Origin of the sequence: Palleniella muris, assembly GCF_004792655.1 — a bacterium.
Taxonomy (GTDB): Bacteria; Bacteroidota; Bacteroidia; order Bacteroidales; family Bacteroidaceae; genus Prevotella; species Prevotella muris_A.
Genome location: NZ_SRZC01000017.1, coordinates 72976 through 89376, shown reverse-complemented (window position 1 = coordinate 89376; position 16401 = coordinate 72976). Strand labels below are relative to the sequence as shown.

12 protein-coding genes, 5 tRNA genes and 1 pseudogene are annotated in these 16401 nt (G+C 46.9%); all 18 read left to right on the top strand.

The window, feature by feature from the left end; translation table 11 throughout:
- Window positions 1-146: pseudogene (locus E5358_RS10560) on the top strand (transposase); the annotation flags it as partial.
- A gap of 608 nt (window positions 147-754) precedes the next feature.
- Window positions 755-1258, top strand: coding sequence for a hypothetical protein (locus E5358_RS10555; RefSeq protein WP_168354644.1), 504 nt, complete (start codon window positions 755-757; stop codon window positions 1256-1258).
- Between the two features lie 240 nt (window positions 1259-1498).
- A complete protein-coding gene (rpsU, locus tag E5358_RS10550) occupies window positions 1499-1690 on the top strand; it encodes a 30S ribosomal protein S21 (protein ID WP_135940149.1) in 192 nt (63 codons plus the stop codon).
- 42 nt (window positions 1691-1732) lie between these two features.
- Window positions 1733-2659, top strand: a complete 927-nt coding sequence (locus tag E5358_RS10545) for a tyrosine-type recombinase/integrase (protein WP_135940148.1) — start codon at window positions 1733-1735, stop codon at window positions 2657-2659.
- 188 nt (window positions 2660-2847) lie between these two features.
- A tRNA-Thr gene (locus tag E5358_RS10540) sits at window positions 2848-2921 on the top strand.
- Window positions 2922-2930: 9 nt separating this feature from the next.
- Window positions 2931-3013, top strand: a tRNA-Tyr gene (locus E5358_RS10535).
- Between the two features lie 73 nt (window positions 3014-3086).
- A tRNA-Gly gene (locus E5358_RS10530) sits at window positions 3087-3162 on the top strand.
- 18 nt (window positions 3163-3180) lie between these two features.
- Window positions 3181-3252: transfer RNA gene (locus tag E5358_RS10525), tRNA-Thr, on the top strand.
- An 84-nt stretch (window positions 3253-3336) separates the two neighbouring features.
- On the top strand, window positions 3337-4524 hold the full coding sequence (gene tuf, locus E5358_RS10520) for an elongation factor Tu (RefSeq protein WP_135940147.1): 1188 nt from the start codon (window positions 3337-3339) through the stop codon (window positions 4522-4524).
- 77 nt (window positions 4525-4601) lie between these two features.
- Window positions 4602-4672, top strand: a tRNA-Trp gene (locus E5358_RS10515).
- 15 nt (window positions 4673-4687) lie between these two features.
- Window positions 4688-4876 (top strand): preprotein translocase subunit SecE, encoded by a 189-nt coding sequence (gene secE, locus E5358_RS10510; RefSeq protein ID WP_135940146.1) that lies wholly within the window; start codon window positions 4688-4690, stop codon window positions 4874-4876.
- A gap of 25 nt (window positions 4877-4901) precedes the next feature.
- A complete protein-coding gene (gene nusG / locus E5358_RS10505; RefSeq protein ID WP_135940145.1) occupies window positions 4902-5444 on the top strand; it encodes a transcription termination/antitermination protein NusG in 543 nt (180 codons plus the stop codon).
- A 57-nt stretch (window positions 5445-5501) separates the two neighbouring features.
- A complete protein-coding gene (gene rplK / locus E5358_RS10500; RefSeq protein ID WP_135940144.1) occupies window positions 5502-5939 on the top strand; it encodes a 50S ribosomal protein L11 in 438 nt (145 codons plus the stop codon).
- Window positions 5940-6003: 64 nt separating this feature from the next.
- Entirely contained in the window at window positions 6004-6696 is a 693-nt protein-coding gene (gene rplA / locus E5358_RS10495; RefSeq protein WP_135940143.1) for a 50S ribosomal protein L1, read from the top strand.
- A gap of 19 nt (window positions 6697-6715) precedes the next feature.
- Complete coding sequence (gene rplJ / locus E5358_RS10490; protein WP_135940142.1) at window positions 6716-7234, top strand: 50S ribosomal protein L10; 519 nt, start codon at window positions 6716-6718, stop codon at window positions 7232-7234.
- Window positions 7235-7340: 106 nt separating this feature from the next.
- A complete protein-coding gene (gene rplL / locus E5358_RS10485; RefSeq protein WP_135940141.1) occupies window positions 7341-7718 on the top strand; it encodes a 50S ribosomal protein L7/L12 in 378 nt (125 codons plus the stop codon).
- A 308-nt stretch (window positions 7719-8026) separates the two neighbouring features.
- A complete protein-coding gene (gene rpoB / locus E5358_RS10480; protein ID WP_135940140.1) occupies window positions 8027-11839 on the top strand; it encodes a DNA-directed RNA polymerase subunit beta in 3813 nt (1270 codons plus the stop codon).
- Window positions 11840-11926: 87 nt separating this feature from the next.
- Window positions 11927-16267: a DNA-directed RNA polymerase subunit beta' gene (rpoC, locus tag E5358_RS10475; RefSeq protein ID WP_135940139.1), complete on the top strand. Its 4341-nt coding sequence runs from the start codon at window positions 11927-11929 to the stop codon at window positions 16265-16267.
- The last annotated feature ends 134 nt before the right edge of the window (window positions 16268-16401 follow it).

Here is a 16401-nt window from a genome sequence, read left to right as displayed (position 1 = left end):
GCGTCTTCTTCCCTCTTATGCTTTTCATGAGGCTGCAGGCTTTCGGCAAGTGCTCCGGGATAACGTTCGTTGACAGCACGATGATTCCGGTGTGCCATAACGTGAGGCGCTGTTTCAACAAGGTGTTCGAAGGTCTTGCCACGGATACGCGAGTTCGGGGACTTTCTTATCCCGAACTCGCGTATAAATCGGTCGTTGTCTGCTGCTTGTATCACAATCCGTGGGTGCTACCCACGGCTACTTTCTTGTCACCGCTAACACGGTTCCCAAGACAAGCCACTTTTGAAGAATGACCTCATAAGATGATGATATATAAGAACTTTGCTGCTTGTCATTGTTTTTTTCCGGACGACAACAATATTTCTTAATAAGTTGCAAAAACTCTGGAAACAAAGGATTCCGCTATGGGTGGTCTCATGCGGATTCGCTCTTGTGTTTATGAAAACAGCAATAAAAACAGAAGCAATGTTGAATGTTTCGTGATGTATTTCTATGGCTGTTGGTAAATAGCTACTTATGCATGGATTAGTATAGTTTAACACATCAGTGAAACGTAATGAAACACAATTTATTAGGAAAATAAATAATTTGTAAGTAATTTTGCACCGAAATTATAAATCGAAACTGTGAATTATGAAAACAACTTACATTAGACATTTCTTTGTTGCGATAGTACTTGCGATACAAGGTCTGACTTCTTTTGCTGAAATGGTCAATGCCCTCTGTGTAAATGGTTAATGCGATATATCAAAAAATGAATAAGTTACACAATATAATAATGTATATATTATCCTTAACCGTTATCAGCTCATGTATAGAGATTAACGGTTCGGGATATTTGCGGCTTACAGCGGAAGAAAAGTCGCATATAAAGGTGTGCACAAGTCCTTTGGACTGTGTTAGCAATGACGGTAATTTGTATACTGTAACGGTGGAGCAAGTCAAGGAGTATGTGAAAAACAAGCCGAAGGTTCTTGTCTACAGTTATCTGCCGTTCTGCCCTGCAAGCCAAAATCCTGCGGAAGTGAAAGAGTATTGTGATAAGAATGGCTTCGATTTTCTTGTCATCTCTTCGGTCTACGACGGGCTTCTTCCCGTACCACGGACTTTTACGTTCCCTGTTTTTGTCATTGACCTGACACCGTATGAGACAGACAATTTTCAGAAATATGGTGACGAGTTCTATTCCGCTTTGACGAATGATGATTCCGAAAACAGGCAAATAAGTTCATGCCACTTGTTTCAGAATGGGATATAAACACAAATGGATAACAATGCTTGTTCATACGGAGAGGAGGAAATTCTCATGCCTTTTGACTCTTATTCAGGAAATATAGTTAATTTATTTAAAAGTTTTCGGTTTTGTTTGGTATGCCAATCCTTTATTTAAATAAAAATATGTAAATTTGCATCCGCTTTTTGTCTCTGCATATATAATGTGGGGTGGAGCACTATGTATAACTATAATTAATTCATTAAACAAAAAACAACAAAAAGTATGATTATCGTACCAGTTAAAGAGGGCGAGAACATTGAGCGCGCTCTTAAGAAGTTCAAGAGAAAGTTTGAGAAGACAGGTGTCGTGAAGGAACTCCGTGCACGTCAGCAGTTTGACAAACCTTCTGTTCTTAAGCGCTTGAAGATGGAGCGTGCGATTTACGTGCAGAAACTCCGCCAGAACGAGGAATAAAAATCCTCGTTTTATTGTTCTTTGTCAGCATATATAAGTAAAGTGGTGAAGGAAAACTTCCTGCAGCACCTTGCCGTTGAACGTCGCCTTTCTCAAGGTACAATAGCGGCTTACGGCGTGTCGTTGGGGCTTTTTGAAACCTTTCTGTCTGCACTCCCTGATGCAAGGACTCTTGAGTCGGCAGACGGTGACAATATCCGTGATTGGATGGAGACACTTATGGAAGGCGGCAAGTCCGCTTCCTATGTTAACCGTTCCCTTGCCGCCTTGAGGACATTCTATAAGTTCTGTTTTGCAAAAGGAATAATAGATGTTGACCCGGCGCACAGCGTTCTGGGGCCGAAAAAGGCGAAACGCCTGCCACAGTTCCTTAAGGACGGCGAGATGGAAAGTCTTGTGGAACTGCTGTGGAAAGGTGGGGAAGTGCAGGAGGAAACGTTCCATGATGTGCGCACGCGTACTATTATATATACCTTCTACCTTACCGGGCTTCGTGTTTCGGAACTGATATCGCTTGACGATTCCATGGTTGATTTCGTTAGCCATGAGATTAAAGTCACGGGAAAGCGGGACAAGCAGCGTGTCATTCCGTTTGGAGAAGAACTTGAGAAAGTCCTGTCATGTTACATTAAGCAACGTGACGGGTTGGTGGAAAGGGTAGATGACGCACTTTTCGTTTCAGAAAAAGGTGTCCGAGTGACATATGCGCAAGTGCGCACTCTTGTGAAGGAAAATCTTCAGGCAGTCAGCCATCTTGACAAATGCACTCCGCACGTGTTGAGGCACACTTTCGCAACAACGATGCTAAATCATGATGCAAATCTCGAAAGTATAAAGAAACTTATGGGGCATCAGAGCCTTAATACTACCGAGATTTACACACACACCACGTTCGAACAGCTGAGAAGAACCTATGGCGATGCCCATCCAAGGGCTGTTACAAAGAAAAAGAATGAAAAACCACGGTAAGCCTAAATTGCCGTATTATATAAGGAAAGTTGAGGTGGAATAGCGCCAAAACGGCGAAAAAACAAGAAAAATAACAGAAATCCGAAAAAAAACGCCAAAAAATTTTGGTGGTTCGGAAAAAAGTCGTACCTTTGCAACCGCTTACGAAAACAAAGCACAGTGCAAGTCCAAGCGACTGCAAAGGTTTTGCCTCTTTAGCTCAGTTGGCCAGAGCACGTGATTTGTAATCTCGGGGTCGTTGGTTCGAATCCGACAAGAGGCTCGAAAGCAAGGGTGGTTACCAGAGTGGCCAAATGGGGCAGACTGTAAATCTGCTGGTTTTTACCTTCGGTGGTTCGAATCCATCACCACCCACTCTAAGACACGGATGAGGTTTGTTTTTCAACCGTGTTCCTTTAGCAAGAAAAACGCCTCTACCAAAGAATATGCGGAAGTAGCTCAGTTGATAGAGCACTAGCCTTCCAAGCTGGGGGTCGCGGGTTTGAGCCCCGTCTTCCGCTCCAATACGCAAAAGTAGTAATGCTGTATTAGCTCAGTGGTAGAGCACTTCCTTGGTAAGGAAGAGGTCCTGAGTTCAACTCTCAGATACAGCTCTCTTCCAAAAGACGAGCAGGTCTCTGGGAGGGATTCTTGCGTTCTGTAAAGAATATTAATTAACATAATAAAATTAGAAAACAATGGCAAAAGAGACTTTCCAGCGTGATAAAACTCACGTTAACATTGGTACTATCGGTCACGTTGACCATGGTAAGACAACTCTGACCGCTGCTATTACAACTGTACTCGCAAAGAAGGGTCTTTCTGAGCTCAAGTCTTTCGATCAGATTGATAACGCTCCTGAGGAGAAAGAGCGCGGTATCACTATCAACACTGCGCACGTTGAGTATCAGACAGAAAATCGTCACTACGCACACGTTGACTGTCCTGGACACGCTGACTATGTTAAGAACATGGTGACTGGTGCTGCTCAGATGGACGGCGCTATCATCGTGGTTGCTGCAACTGACGGTCCTATGCCTCAGACACGTGAGCACGTGCTTCTCGCTCGTCAGGTGAACGTTCCTCGCCTCGTTGTGTTCCTTAACAAGTGTGATATGGTTGATGATGAGGAAATGCTTGAGCTCGTTGAGATGGAAATGCGTGAGCTTCTTGACCAGTATGAGTTCGATGGCGACAATACTCCTATTATCCGCGGTTCTGCACTCGGTGCTCTTAACGGAGTTGAGAAATGGGAAGACAAGGTTATGGAGTTGATGAATGCTTGTGATACATGGATTCAGGATCCTCCACGTGACCTCGACAAACCATTCCTTATGCCGGTAGAGGATGTGTTCTCTATCACAGGTCGTGGTACTGTTGCTACAGGTCGTATCGAGACAGGTCGCATCCATGTTGGTGACGAGGTTGAGCTTCTCGGTCTTGGTGAGGATAAGAAATCTGTTGTTACAGGTGTTGAGATGTTCCGCAAGCTCCTTGACGAAGGTCAGGCTGGTGATAACGTTGGTCTCCTCCTCCGTGGTATCGATAAGAAAGAAATCAAGCGTGGTATGGTTCTCTGTCATCCGGGGCAGGTTAAGCCGTTCAAGAAGTTCAAGGCTTCTATCTACGTTCTGAAGAAGGAAGAGGGTGGTCGTCATACTCCATTCGGAAACAAGTATCGTCCACAGTTCTACCTCCGTACAATGGACTGTACAGGTGAGATTACTCTCCCGGCAGGTGTAGAAATGGTAATGCCTGGTGATAACGTTGAGATTAATGTCGAGCTTATCTACGCTGTGGCACTCAATGTGGGTCTCCGCTTCGCTATCCGCGAGGGTGGTCGCACAGTAGGCTCTGGTCAGATTACAGAGGTTTACGAGGATTAATCTCGCTATAGACAAGATTCTTCTGAAATCTATAAAATCAGATAACGGTTTCCGTCGAGTGTGACGGAAACCGACCTACGGGAGTCTTTCAATGGTAGGAAAGCGGTCTCCAAAACCGTCAATGAGGGTTCGATTCCTTCCTCCCGTGCTAAACGAAATAAATATGAATAAGATAGTAAATTATTGCAAGGCTTGTTACGATGAGCTTGCGCATAAAACTACTTGGCCATCATACAAGCAGCTGACACACAGTGCAGTGGTAGTATTGTCTGCTTCCCTTGTCATTGCACTTATAGTGTTCGCTATGGATACTGTGTTTCAGTTTGTGATGACTACCGTTTATCCTAATTAATCATTTCTTTTTTTTAGAACTAAAAATGGCTAACAAAGGTATGAATTGGTATGTCCTTAAAGCTGTAAGCGGTAAAGAGGTAAAGGTTAAGGAGTATATCGAAGCAGAGCAAAAGCATAACGACCTTCTCGCGAATAATGTTTCACAAGTGCTTATTCCACTTGAGAAACATGTTTCTGTGCGTAATGGCAAGCGAGTTGTCAAGGAAAAGGTGTCGTTGCCGGGATATGTCTTCCTGGAGGCGAACCTTGCCGGTGATATGGCTTCTCTTATTCGGTTTATGCCTAATGTCCTTGGCTTCCTTGGAGGTACAGACATGCCAACCCCAATCCGCCAGTCTGAGATAAACCGCATGCTGGGAACTGCCGAAGAGACCACGATTGTTGAGGAAACTGATGTTCCTTACGAGGTTAATGAGACAGTTAAGGTGATTGACGGTCCTTTCAGTGGCTTTAATGGATTGATAGAAGAAGTTAATGCTGAAAAGCATAAGCTTAAGGTGATGGTGAAAATCTTCGGACGTAAGACTCCGTTGGAGCTTAGTTTTATGCAAGTGGAAAAAGAGTAGTGTGTAGTTACGTACATACACCTCTTTTTATATATAATAAATTAAATTACAAACAAAATGGCTAAAGAAGTTGCTGGAACACTCAAGTTACAGATTAAGGGTGGCGCTGCGAATCCTTCACCTCCCGTAGGTCCTGCCCTCGGTTCAAAGGGTATCAACATTATGGGATTCTGCAAGGAGTTCAATGCCCGCACTCAGGATAAGGCCGGTAAGGTTCTTCCGGTCGTTATCACTTACTACGCTGACAAGTCATTTGATTTCGTAATCAAGACTTCTCCTGCAGCTGTACAGCTCAAGGAGATTGCTAAGATCAAGACAGGTTCCGACCAGCCTAACCGTAAAAAGGTTGCTGAGGTCACTTGGGAGCAGATTCGTGCAATTGCAGAGGATAAGCTCGCTGACTTGAACTGCTTCACTGTGGAAGCTGCAATGCGTCTTGTTGCGGGAACAGCACGTAGTATGGGTATCACTGTAAAGGGTGACTTTCCTGCTTAAGTAATTAACAATTCCGGGAGCCAAGCCTTAGTGCTTGGCGCTTGTACCGAAAAACTTCAGAAAAATGAGTAAACTGACAAAAAATCAAAAGGCTGTTGCTGGTAAGGTTGAGATTGGCAAGGCTTACACTCTGAAAGAGGCTTCAGAGCTGGTGAAGGAAATCACCACCACAAAGTTCGATGCGTCTCTTGATATTGATGTTCGTCTTGGTGTTGACCCTCGCAAGGCTAACCAGATGGTTCGTGGTGTTGTTACACTGCCTAACGGAACTGGTAAGACTGTGCGTGTCCTCGCTCTCTGTACTCCTGACCAGGAAGCTGCTGCCAAAGAGGCTGGTGCTGACTATGTAGGTCTTGACGAGTATGTTGAGAAAATCAAGCATGGTTGGACTGACATTGATGTCATCATCACTATGCCTTCTTGCATGGGCAAGGTTGGTCCTCTCGGCCGTGTACTCGGTCCTCGCGGACTTATGCCAAACCCAAAGAGCGGCACTGTGACAATGGATGTCGCTAAGGCAGTAAAGGACGTTAAGGCTGGTAAGATTGACTTCAAGGTTGATAAGACCGGTATCGTCCACGCTTCTATCGGTAAGATTTCTTTCCCTGCAGAAAAAATCTTCGAGAATGCCAAGGAGTTCATCCAGACCATTATCAAGCTCAAGCCTGCAGCTGCAAAGGGAACTTATATCAAGAGTATCTTTATTTCAAGCACAATGAGTAAGGGTATCAAGATTGATCCAAAATCAGTTGAATAAACTCTAAAAGTTTTGTAAAATGAAAAAAGAAGTAAAAGATACTGTCATCGCTGAACTCGGTGAGAAGCTCAAGGCATATCCTCATTTCTACCTCGTTGACGTAACAGGTCTGAATGCCGGTGCCACAAGCGACCTTCGTCGCAAGTGCTTCAAGAGTCAGATTAAGATGGTCGTTGTTAAGAACAATCTTCTTCACAAGGCTTTCGAGGCATCTGACATTGATTACTCTCCATTGTATGACTCTCTTGTAGGTAACACAGCTATCCTCTTCACAGAGACAGCTAATGTTCCAGGCAAAATGCTCAAAGAGTACAAGAAGGCTGGTATTCCTGCCCTCAAGTCTGCTTATGCTGAGGAATCTTTCTTCGTAGGTGCAGACCAGCTTGAGCAGCTTGCTAACATCAAGAGCAAGAACGAGCTTATCGCAGACGTTGTCGCTCTTCTCCAGAGCCCTGCAAAGAACGTTATCTCTGCACTCCAGTCAAATGCTGGCGGCAAGATTCACGGTCTTCTCCAGTCACTCGAAGAGCGCGGATAATCATACTGGATATAAAATTGATATATGGGATTTTGCAACATGCCCTAAAGTGTTGCTGAAAAATAACTCACAAAGATTATTAATAAATTAAATACATTTAAAGAAAATGGCAGATATTAAGGCAATTGCAGAACAGTTGGTAAACCTTACTGTTGCAGAAGTAAACGAGCTTGCTAACGAGCTCAAGGAGACTTATGGTATTGAGCCTGCTGCAGCAGCTGTTGCTGTTGCTGCTGGTCCAGCAGCTGGCGCAGCTGAGGCTGTAGAGGAGAAGACATCTTTCGATGTTGTCCTCACTGAGGTTGGTGGCGCTAAGCTCGCAGTCGTTAAGGCTGTTAAGGAGGCTTGCGGTCTTGGTCTGAAGGAGGCAAAAGACCTCGTTGACGGAGCTCCTTCAACACTGAAGGAAGGTCTTGCTAAGGCAGAGGCTGAGAACCTGAAGAAGGCTATCGAGGAGTCTGGTGCTAAGGTAGAGTTGAAGTAATACGACTTGCTGCAAAGACAGAAACCGGATTTTTATTCCGATTTCCTTGATATAAAACATTTGGTTAAGATCTCTCAAATAGAGGGGTCTTAACCTTTCTTTATCTCTACACCCCTGATTCTTGGTCTCCTATGGCTGGCGTCTCCGCAGACAAAGTTGCGGAAATGTATTTATGGCGCGAGTCTTGACAAGACAATGGCACGAATGCTGTCTTGGAGGGCAGGCATGAATAAATATGGAATGTTTTCCATAATGCCCATTAGTGGTTCATAGGTGATAATAGACATCCTAACAACAATTTCAGATAGATGGCTACAAAAGTTATTGATAACAGAGTAAATTTTGCCCGCGTAAAGAATCCGATGCCATACCCGGATTTCCTCGATGTGCAACTCGAGTCCTTCAAGGACTTCCTACAACTTGACACTCCTCCTGAGGAGCGCAAGAACGATGGTCTGTATAAGGTGTTCGCAGAGAACTTCCCTATCACAGACACACGGAATAATTTCGTTCTTGAGTTCTTGGACTATTATATCGACCCGCCACGTTACACTATTGAGGAGTGCCTTGAGCGTGGTCTGACATACTGTGTGCCTCTTAAGGCTAAGATGAAACTCTACTGTACAGACCCTGACCATGAGGATTTCGGCACTTTCATACAAGATGTGTTCCTTGGCTCTATACCATATATGACAAGCAATGGCACATTCGTGATTAATGGTGCCGAGCGCGTTGTCGTTGCACAGTTGCACCGTTCTCCAGGTGTGTTCTTCGGTCAGGGCATCCATGCCAATGGTACAGTGCTTTACAGTGCGCGTATCATCCCGTTCAAGGGTTCGTGGATAGAGTTCGCTACAGACATCAATAACGTGATGTATGCTTACATCGACCGTAAGAAGAAATTGCCGGTAACAACACTTCTCCGTGCCATTGGTTTCGAGAAGGACAAGGATATCCTTCAGATTTTCGACCTTGCAGAGGAAGTTAAGGTCAACAAGAAGAACCTTAAGGAATGCATGGGTCGCACTCTTGCTGCCAATATCATGAAGAGTTGGTATGAAGATTATGCTGACGAAGATACTGGTGAGGTAGTTTCCATAGAGCGTAATGATGTCATCATCGAACGCGGAACAGTCGTATCAGAAGATAATGTAGAGGATATTCTTGATAGTGGTGTTGCAACAATCCTTCTGTCTAAGGACGAGGAAAATGCAAGCAAGTACTCTATCATATTCAATACTCTTGCAAAGGATAGTTCAAATTCTGAGAAGGAGGCTATTTACTACATATACCGTCAGCTCCGCAATGCAGACCCTGCCGACGAGGCATCTGCACGTGAGGTTGTCCTTAACCTGTTCTTCTCTGACAAGCGTTATGACCTTGGCGAAGTAGGTCGCTACCGTATCAACAAGAAGCTCGGACTTGACACTGATATTGATGTGCGCATCCTTACCAAAGAGGACATCACAGAGATTATCAAGTACCTTATCAATCTTATCAACAGCCAGGCGAGTGTCGATGATATTGACCACTTGTCTAACCGCCGTGTGAAGATTGTCGGTGAGCAGCTCGCAAACCAGTTCGCTATCGGTCTTGCCCGTATGAGCCGTACTATCCGTGAGCGCATGAATGTCCGTGACAACGAAGTGTTCACTCCGACAGACCTCATCAATGCCAAGACAATGGCAAGCGTGATTAACTCATTCTTCGGAACAAACCCGCTGTCACAGTTCATGGACCAGACCAATCCTCTTGCCGAGGTGACACACAAGCGTCGTCTCTCAGCCCTTGGTCCTGGCGGTCTTTCACGTGAGCGTGCCGGTTTCGAGGTTCGTGATGTGCACTATACTCACTATGGTCGTCTCTGTCCTATCGAGAGCCCGGAAGGTCCTAACATCGGACTTATCTCCTCTCTCTGTATGTATGCCCAGATTAACGACCTTGGCTTCATTGAGACACCATACCGCAAAGTCGTTGACGGTGTCGTTGACCTTGACAATGACAATGTAGTATACCTCTCTGCCGAGGAAGAAGAGAAGCATATCATAGGTCAGGGTAACGCACCTTTGAATGACGACGGTACATTCATCCGCGATGTTGTAAAGTGTCGTCAGGATGCAGACTTCCCAGTCGTTCCTCCTACTCAGGTAGACCTTATGGATGTCGCTCCACAGCAGATAGCTTCTGTATCAGCAGGTCTTATCCCATTCCTTGAGCATGATGACGGTCACCGTGCGTTGATGGGATGTAACATGATGCGTCAGGCAGTGCCATTGATTCACAATGATGCGCCTATCGTTGGTACCGGACTTGAAAAGCAGGTATGTGAGGATTCACGTACAATGATTACAGCAGAAGGCGAAGGTGTCATTGAGTATGTTGATGCCACAACAATACGTATACTTTACGACCGCACAGAAGACGAAGAGTTCGTAAGTTTTGAGCCTGCACTCAAGGAATACCGCATACCGAAGTTCCGCCGTACAAACCAGAACATGGTTATCGACCTTCGACCAATCTGCGAGAAAGGACAGCGTGTAAAGGCAGGTGACATTCTTACGGAAGGTTATGCAACAGAGAATGGTGAGCTTGCTCTTGGACGCAACCTTCTTGTTGCATATATGCCATGGAAGGGTTATAACTATGAGGATGCTATCGTGCTCAACGAGCGCATTGTCCGCGAAGACGTCCTTACTTCTGTCCACGTTGACGAGTACACACTTGATGTTCGTGAGACAAAGCGTGGTATGGAGGAATTCACGTCCGACATCCCTAATGTATCGGAAGAAGCTACAAAAGACCTTGACGATAATGGTATAATCCGCATCGGTGCACGCGTAGAGCCGGGTGACATCATGATTGGCAAGATTTCACCTAAGGGCGAAAGCGACCCATCACCGGAAGAGAAGCTTCTTCGTGCTATCTTTGGTGACAAGGCCGGCGATGTGAAGGACTCTTCTCTTAAGGCAAACCCTTCATTGTCAGGTGTGGTAATTGACAAGAAATTGTTCTCACGTGCAATAAAGACTCGTGAGTCAAAGAAGCAGGACAAAGTGCTGCTCCAGAAGCTTGAAGCAGAGTATGAGGCAAAGAACAATGACCTCAAGGAGATTCTTATAGACAAGATTCTTACTCTCACCGATGGCAAGTCATCACAAGGTGTCAAGGATTACACAGGTGCTGAAATTATCACAAAGGGTAGCAAGTTCACTGCAACTGCGATAGCAAACCTTGAATTTGACGGCATACAGTCAAACGACTGGACTGAAGATGAGCACACAAATCTGCTTATCCAGAAGCTCATCATGAACTATATCCGCAAGTACAAGCTTCTTGATGCAGAACTCAAGCGCCGCAAGTTCGCTATCACAATCGGTGACGAACTTCCATCAGGCATCCTCCAGATGGCAAAGGTTTATATTGCGAAGAAGCGTAAGATTGGTGTTGGTGACAAACTTGCCGGTCGTCACGGAAACAAGGGTATTGTATCAAAGGTTGTGCGTCAGGAAGATATGCCGTTCCTTGAGGACGGTCGTCCTGTAGACCTCGTGCTTAACCCTCTGGGTGTGCCTTCTCGTATGAACCTTGGACAGATATTCGAGGCTGTACTCGGTGCTGCCGGAAAGCGCCTTGGCATTAAGTTCGCGACACCTATCTTCGATGGTGCACGACTTGATGACCTCAATGAGTGGACAGACAAGGCAGGCTTGCCACGCTACTGCTCTACCCACCTCTATGATGGTGAGACAGGCGAGAGATTCGACCAGCCGGCGACAGTGGGTATAACATACTTCCTCAAGCTGGGCCACATGGTTGAGGACAAGATGCACGCCCGTTCAATCGGCCCTTACTCTCTCATCACACAGCAGCCACTTGGCGGTAAGGCACAGTTCGGTGGCCAGCGATTCGGAGAGATGGAGGTTTGGGCGCTCGAGGCATTCGGCGCATCACACGTTCTCCAGGAGATTCTTACTGTCAAGTCTGATGATGTTACCGGACGCAGCCGCTCTTATGAAGCGATTGTCAAGGGAGACAACCTGCCAACTCCAGGCATACCGGAGTCTCTCAATGTCCTTCTCCATGAGCTCCGCGGTCTCGGTCTCAGCATTAAGCTTGATTAATAAGTTAACGGTCATCTGCCATGGCGTGGCATATTGCCAAAAGTCCATGGCATATGGCTTATGACTAACAACTTTCAATAAGAAACTATGGCTTTCAAGAAAGAAAACAAGATAAAGAACAATTTCACCAAGATTACCATTGGTATAGCATCTCCAGAGGAAATCCTTGAGAACTCGTTCGGTGAGGTTACCAAGCCTGAAACAATCAACTACCGCACCTACAAGCCTGAGCGTGACGGTCTCTTCTGCGAGCGCATATTCGGCCCTACAAAGGATTTCGAGTGTGCTTGCGGAAAGTACAAGCGCATCCGCTATCGTGGCATCGTTTGTGACCGTTGTGGTGTAGAGGTGACAGAGAAGAAAGTGCGCCGTGAGCGCTCCGGACATATCGAACTCGTTGTGCCTGTTGCCCATATCTGGTATTTCCGTTCTCTCCCAAGCAAGATGGGATATCTCCTCGGTATGCCAACAAAGAAGCTGGAGGCAGTAATATACTATGAGAGATATGTTGTTATACAGCCTGGTATCCTTGGTCCAAGAAACGAGGAAGACGAGCGTACCACAGAAGACCATGTATACCGCCGGTTTGACCTTCTTTCAGAAGAAGAACTGACAAACCTTTATGACACAGGAGTCCTTGCTGACGAGAATGACCTTCTCCCTGACGATGACCCAAATAAGTTCATCGTGAAGATGGGTGCAGAGGCAGTCTATGACCTCTTGCAGCGTCTTGACCTTGATGCTCTCTCCTACGAACTGCGTGACCGTGCCAATAGCGACTCTTCACAGCAGCGTAAGACAGAGGCTCTGAAGCGTCTCCAGGTTGTCGAGGCATTCCGCACAAGCAAGGACATCAACCGTCCGGAGTGGATGATTCTTAAGATTCTTCCTGTCACTCCTCCGGAGCTCCGTCCGCTTGTGCCATTGGATGGCGGACGCTTCGCGACATCAGACCTCAATGACCTTTATCGTCGTGTCATTATCCGTAATAATCGTCTGAAGAGACTTTTGGAGATAAAGGCACCTGAAGTGATTCTCCGCAACGAGAAGCGTATGCTCCAGGAGGCTGTGGACTCACTCTTTGACAACAGCCGTAAGGCATCAGCCGTTAAGAGTGAAAGCAACCGCCCTCTGAAATCTCTGTCTGACTCTCTCAAAGGCAAGGCAGGCCGCTTCCGTCAGAACCTTCTCGGTAAGCGTGTCGACTATTCTGCACGTTCGGTTATCGTCGTAGGTCCTGAGCTCAAAATGGGCGAGTGCGGTCTTCCAAAACTCATGGCAGCCGAGCTTTACAAGCCATTTATCATACGTAAACTCATCGAGCGTGGCATTGTCAAGACAGTCAAGTCTGCAAAACGTATTGTTGACCGTCGTGAGCCTGTTATCTTCGATATCCTCGAGAATGTGATGAAGGGACACCCTGTCCTCCTCAACCGTGCTCCGACACTTCACCGTCTGGGTATCCAGGCGTTCCAGCCAAAGATGATTGAGGGTAAGGCTATCCAGCTCCACCCACTGGCCTGTACAGCGTTCAATGCCGACTTTGACGGTGACCAGATGGCTGTCCACCTTCCTCTTTCCAATGAGGCTGTCCTTGAAGCTCAGATATTGATGCTTCAGAGCCATAACATCCTTAACCCGGCCAACGGCGCGCCTATCACAGTGCCGTCACAGGATATGGTTCTCGGTCTTTACTATATCACAAAGATTCGTCCGGGAGCAAAGGGCGAAGGACTGTATTTCTATGGTCCGGAAGAAGCTATCATCGCTTATAACGAGAAGCGCCTTGACCTCCATGCCCAGGTGAAAGTCGTTGTCAATGATGTTGTCGACGGCAAGAAGGTCAGTCATACCGTAGAAACTTCCGTAGGTCGTGTGATTGTCAATGAGATGATTCCTGACGAGATGGGCTATGTCAACAGTATCATCTCTAAAGGCTCTCTCCGTGACATCATCGCTGACGTCATCAAGGAGGTAGGTTTCGCAAAGGCTTGCGAGTTCCTTGACGGAATCAAGAACCTTGGTTACCGCATGGCATATCAGGCGGGTCTGTCATTCAACCTTGACGATATCATCATACCACCGGAGAAGGAAGAAATCATCCGCAAGGGTAATGAGGCAGTCAAGGATATTCAGATGAACTATGAGATGGGCTTCATCACAGACCAGGACCGTTACAACCAGGTCATCAATACATGGACCCATGTCAACAATGACATCGGTGATATCCTGATGAAGGAGATGACTGAGGCTGACCAGGGGTTCAACGCCGTATACATGATGCTTGACTCCGGTGCCCGCGGTTCTAAGGACCAGATTAAGCAGCTGTCCGGTATCCGCGGACTTATGGCAAAGCCTCAGAAGGCCGGTGCTGACGACCGCGCTACTATTGAGAACCCAATCCTCTCCAACTTCAAGGAAGGTATGTCCGTGCTGGAGTACTTCATCGCGTCTCACGGTGCCCGTAAGGGTCTTGCCGACACCGCCATGAAGACAGCCGATGCCGGTTACCTTACACGTCGTCTTGTGGATGTGTCCCATGATGTTATTATCAATGAGGAGGATTGCGGTACACTCCGTGGTCTTAACTGTACAGCATTGAAGAGCGGTGATGAGATTATCGCATCCCTCTCAAGCCGTATCCTCGGTCGTGTTTCTGTGCATGATGTCCTTGACCCTCATACAGGCAAAATCCTTTGCCCGGCAGGAGAGGAGATTACTGAGGCTCGTGCCAAGGCTATAGAGAACGCAGATGTCGAGTCTGTGGAGATACGTTCAGTGCTCACTTGTGAGTCAAAGTCCGGCGTATGTAAGAAATGTTATGGCCGAAACCTTGCCACTGCGAAGATGGTTCAGAAGGGAGAGGCTGTCGGTGTCATTGCCGCACAGGCTATCGGTGAGCCGGGAACACAGCTTACTCTCCGTACCTTCCACGCCGGTGGTGTTGCCGGTAACGCTGCAGCTAATGCGACAATCGTAGCAAAGGGCAATGTCCGCGTAGAGTTTGACGAGCTCCGTACTGTGCCATTCCGCGAGGAGAACGACGGCGAGGACATCGACTGCCAGATGGTTGTCTCACGTCTTGCCGAAGTGCGCTTCGTGGATCCGAACACAAACATTGCGCTCTCAAGCCAGAACGTTCCTTACGGTTCTTCACTATATTATAAGAATGGTGATGTGCTCCAGAAGGGCGATGTCATCGCACGTTGGGACCCGTTCAACGCTGTTATCGTTTCCGAGTATGCAGGTACGCTTCGTTTCAATGATGTCATTGAAGGCAAGACATTCCGTGCAGAGACCGATGATACAACAGGTCTTACCGAGAAGATTATCATTGACTCCAAGGACCGCAACCAGGTACCTACCTGTGACGTCATAGGCAAGGACGGCGAGGTGCTCGGAACTTACTATTTCCCACGTGACGGTCACGTTGTAGTTGAGGATGGTCAGAAGATCTCAACAGGTACAACCCTTGTCAAGATTCCTCGCAGTGTTGCCAAGGTCGGTGATATCACCGGTGGTCTCCCACGAGTGACAGAGCTCTTCGAGGCGCGTAACCCTTCCAACCCTGCTATCGTGTCAGAGATCGATGGTGAGGTGACTATGGGCAAGATTCGCCGTGGTAACCGTGAGGTCATCGTGACATCAAAGACCGGTGACCAGCGCAAGTACATGATTTCACAGTCAAAGCAGATTCTGGTTCAGGAGCATGACGCTGTGCGTGCCGGAACACCGCTTTCCGATGGCGTCATCACTCCGGGTGATATACTTGCAATCAAGGGTCCTACCGCCGTTCAGGAGTATATCGTCAACGAGGTGCAGGGTGTCTACCGTCTGCAGGGTGTGAAAATCAACGAGAAGCATTTCGAGATTATCGTGCGTCAGATGATGCGCAAGGTGCGCATTGATGAGCCGGGCGATACAAACTTCCTCGAGCAGGAGCTTGTCGACAAACTCGATTTCCGTGAGGAGAACGACCGCATATGGGGCAAGAAAGTCGTTGTCGATGCCGGTGATTCAGAGAACCTCAAGAAAGGGCAGATTGTCACAGCACGCCGTCTGCGCGACGAAAACTCAAGTCTGAAGCGTCGTGACATGCGATTGGTACAGGTTCGTGAAGCTATCCCTGCAACATCTACCCAGATACTCCAGGGCATCACACGTGCCGCTCTCGGTACCAAGTCATTCATGTCAGCAGCATCATTCCAGGAGACCACAAAAGTTCTCAACGAGGCTGCTATCCGTGGCAAGTCCGACTACCTTGTAGGTATGAAGGAGAACGTTATCTCCGGTCACCTTATCCCTGCCGGTACAGGTTTGCGTGAGTTCGACAAGATTGTTGTCGGCAGCAAGGAAGAGTATGAGCGCATGCAGGCAAACAAGCGCAATGTCCTTGACTTCGTTGACCGTGACATAGTAGAAAGGTAATTACAGTGACATAGAAGTGGTAGGTAGCGAGTCACAAAAAGGCTCGTTGCTTACCGCTTTTTTCTTTATGCTGACAGGATTTTTCCATTTCGCAAGCTGTTACACGTTCTGCTTTCACATGCAGGATTGGCTTT

What these genes read in the sequence shown, in the direction of transcription:
- E5358_RS10555 (WP_168354644.1), top strand. Translation starts at nt 755, where the DNA reads ATGAATAAGTTACACAATATAATAATGTATATATTATCCTTAACCGTT.
- rpsU (WP_135940149.1), top strand. Translation starts at nt 1,499, where the DNA reads ATGATTATCGTACCAGTTAAAGAGGGCGAGAACATTGAGCGCGCTCTT.
- tuf (WP_135940147.1), top strand. Translation starts at nt 3,337, where the DNA reads ATGGCAAAAGAGACTTTCCAGCGTGATAAAACTCACGTTAACATTGGT.
- secE (WP_135940146.1), top strand. Translation starts at nt 4,688, where the DNA reads ATGAATAAGATAGTAAATTATTGCAAGGCTTGTTACGATGAGCTTGCG.
- nusG (WP_135940145.1), top strand. Translation starts at nt 4,902, where the DNA reads ATGGCTAACAAAGGTATGAATTGGTATGTCCTTAAAGCTGTAAGCGGT.
- rplK (WP_135940144.1), top strand. Translation starts at nt 5,502, where the DNA reads ATGGCTAAAGAAGTTGCTGGAACACTCAAGTTACAGATTAAGGGTGGC.
- rplA (WP_135940143.1), top strand. Translation starts at nt 6,004, where the DNA reads ATGAGTAAACTGACAAAAAATCAAAAGGCTGTTGCTGGTAAGGTTGAG.
- rplJ (WP_135940142.1), top strand. Translation starts at nt 6,716, where the DNA reads ATGAAAAAAGAAGTAAAAGATACTGTCATCGCTGAACTCGGTGAGAAG.
- rplL (WP_135940141.1), top strand. Translation starts at nt 7,341, where the DNA reads ATGGCAGATATTAAGGCAATTGCAGAACAGTTGGTAAACCTTACTGTT.
- rpoB (WP_135940140.1), top strand. Translation starts at nt 8,027, where the DNA reads ATGGCTACAAAAGTTATTGATAACAGAGTAAATTTTGCCCGCGTAAAG.
- rpoC (WP_135940139.1), top strand. Translation starts at nt 11,927, where the DNA reads ATGGCTTTCAAGAAAGAAAACAAGATAAAGAACAATTTCACCAAGATT.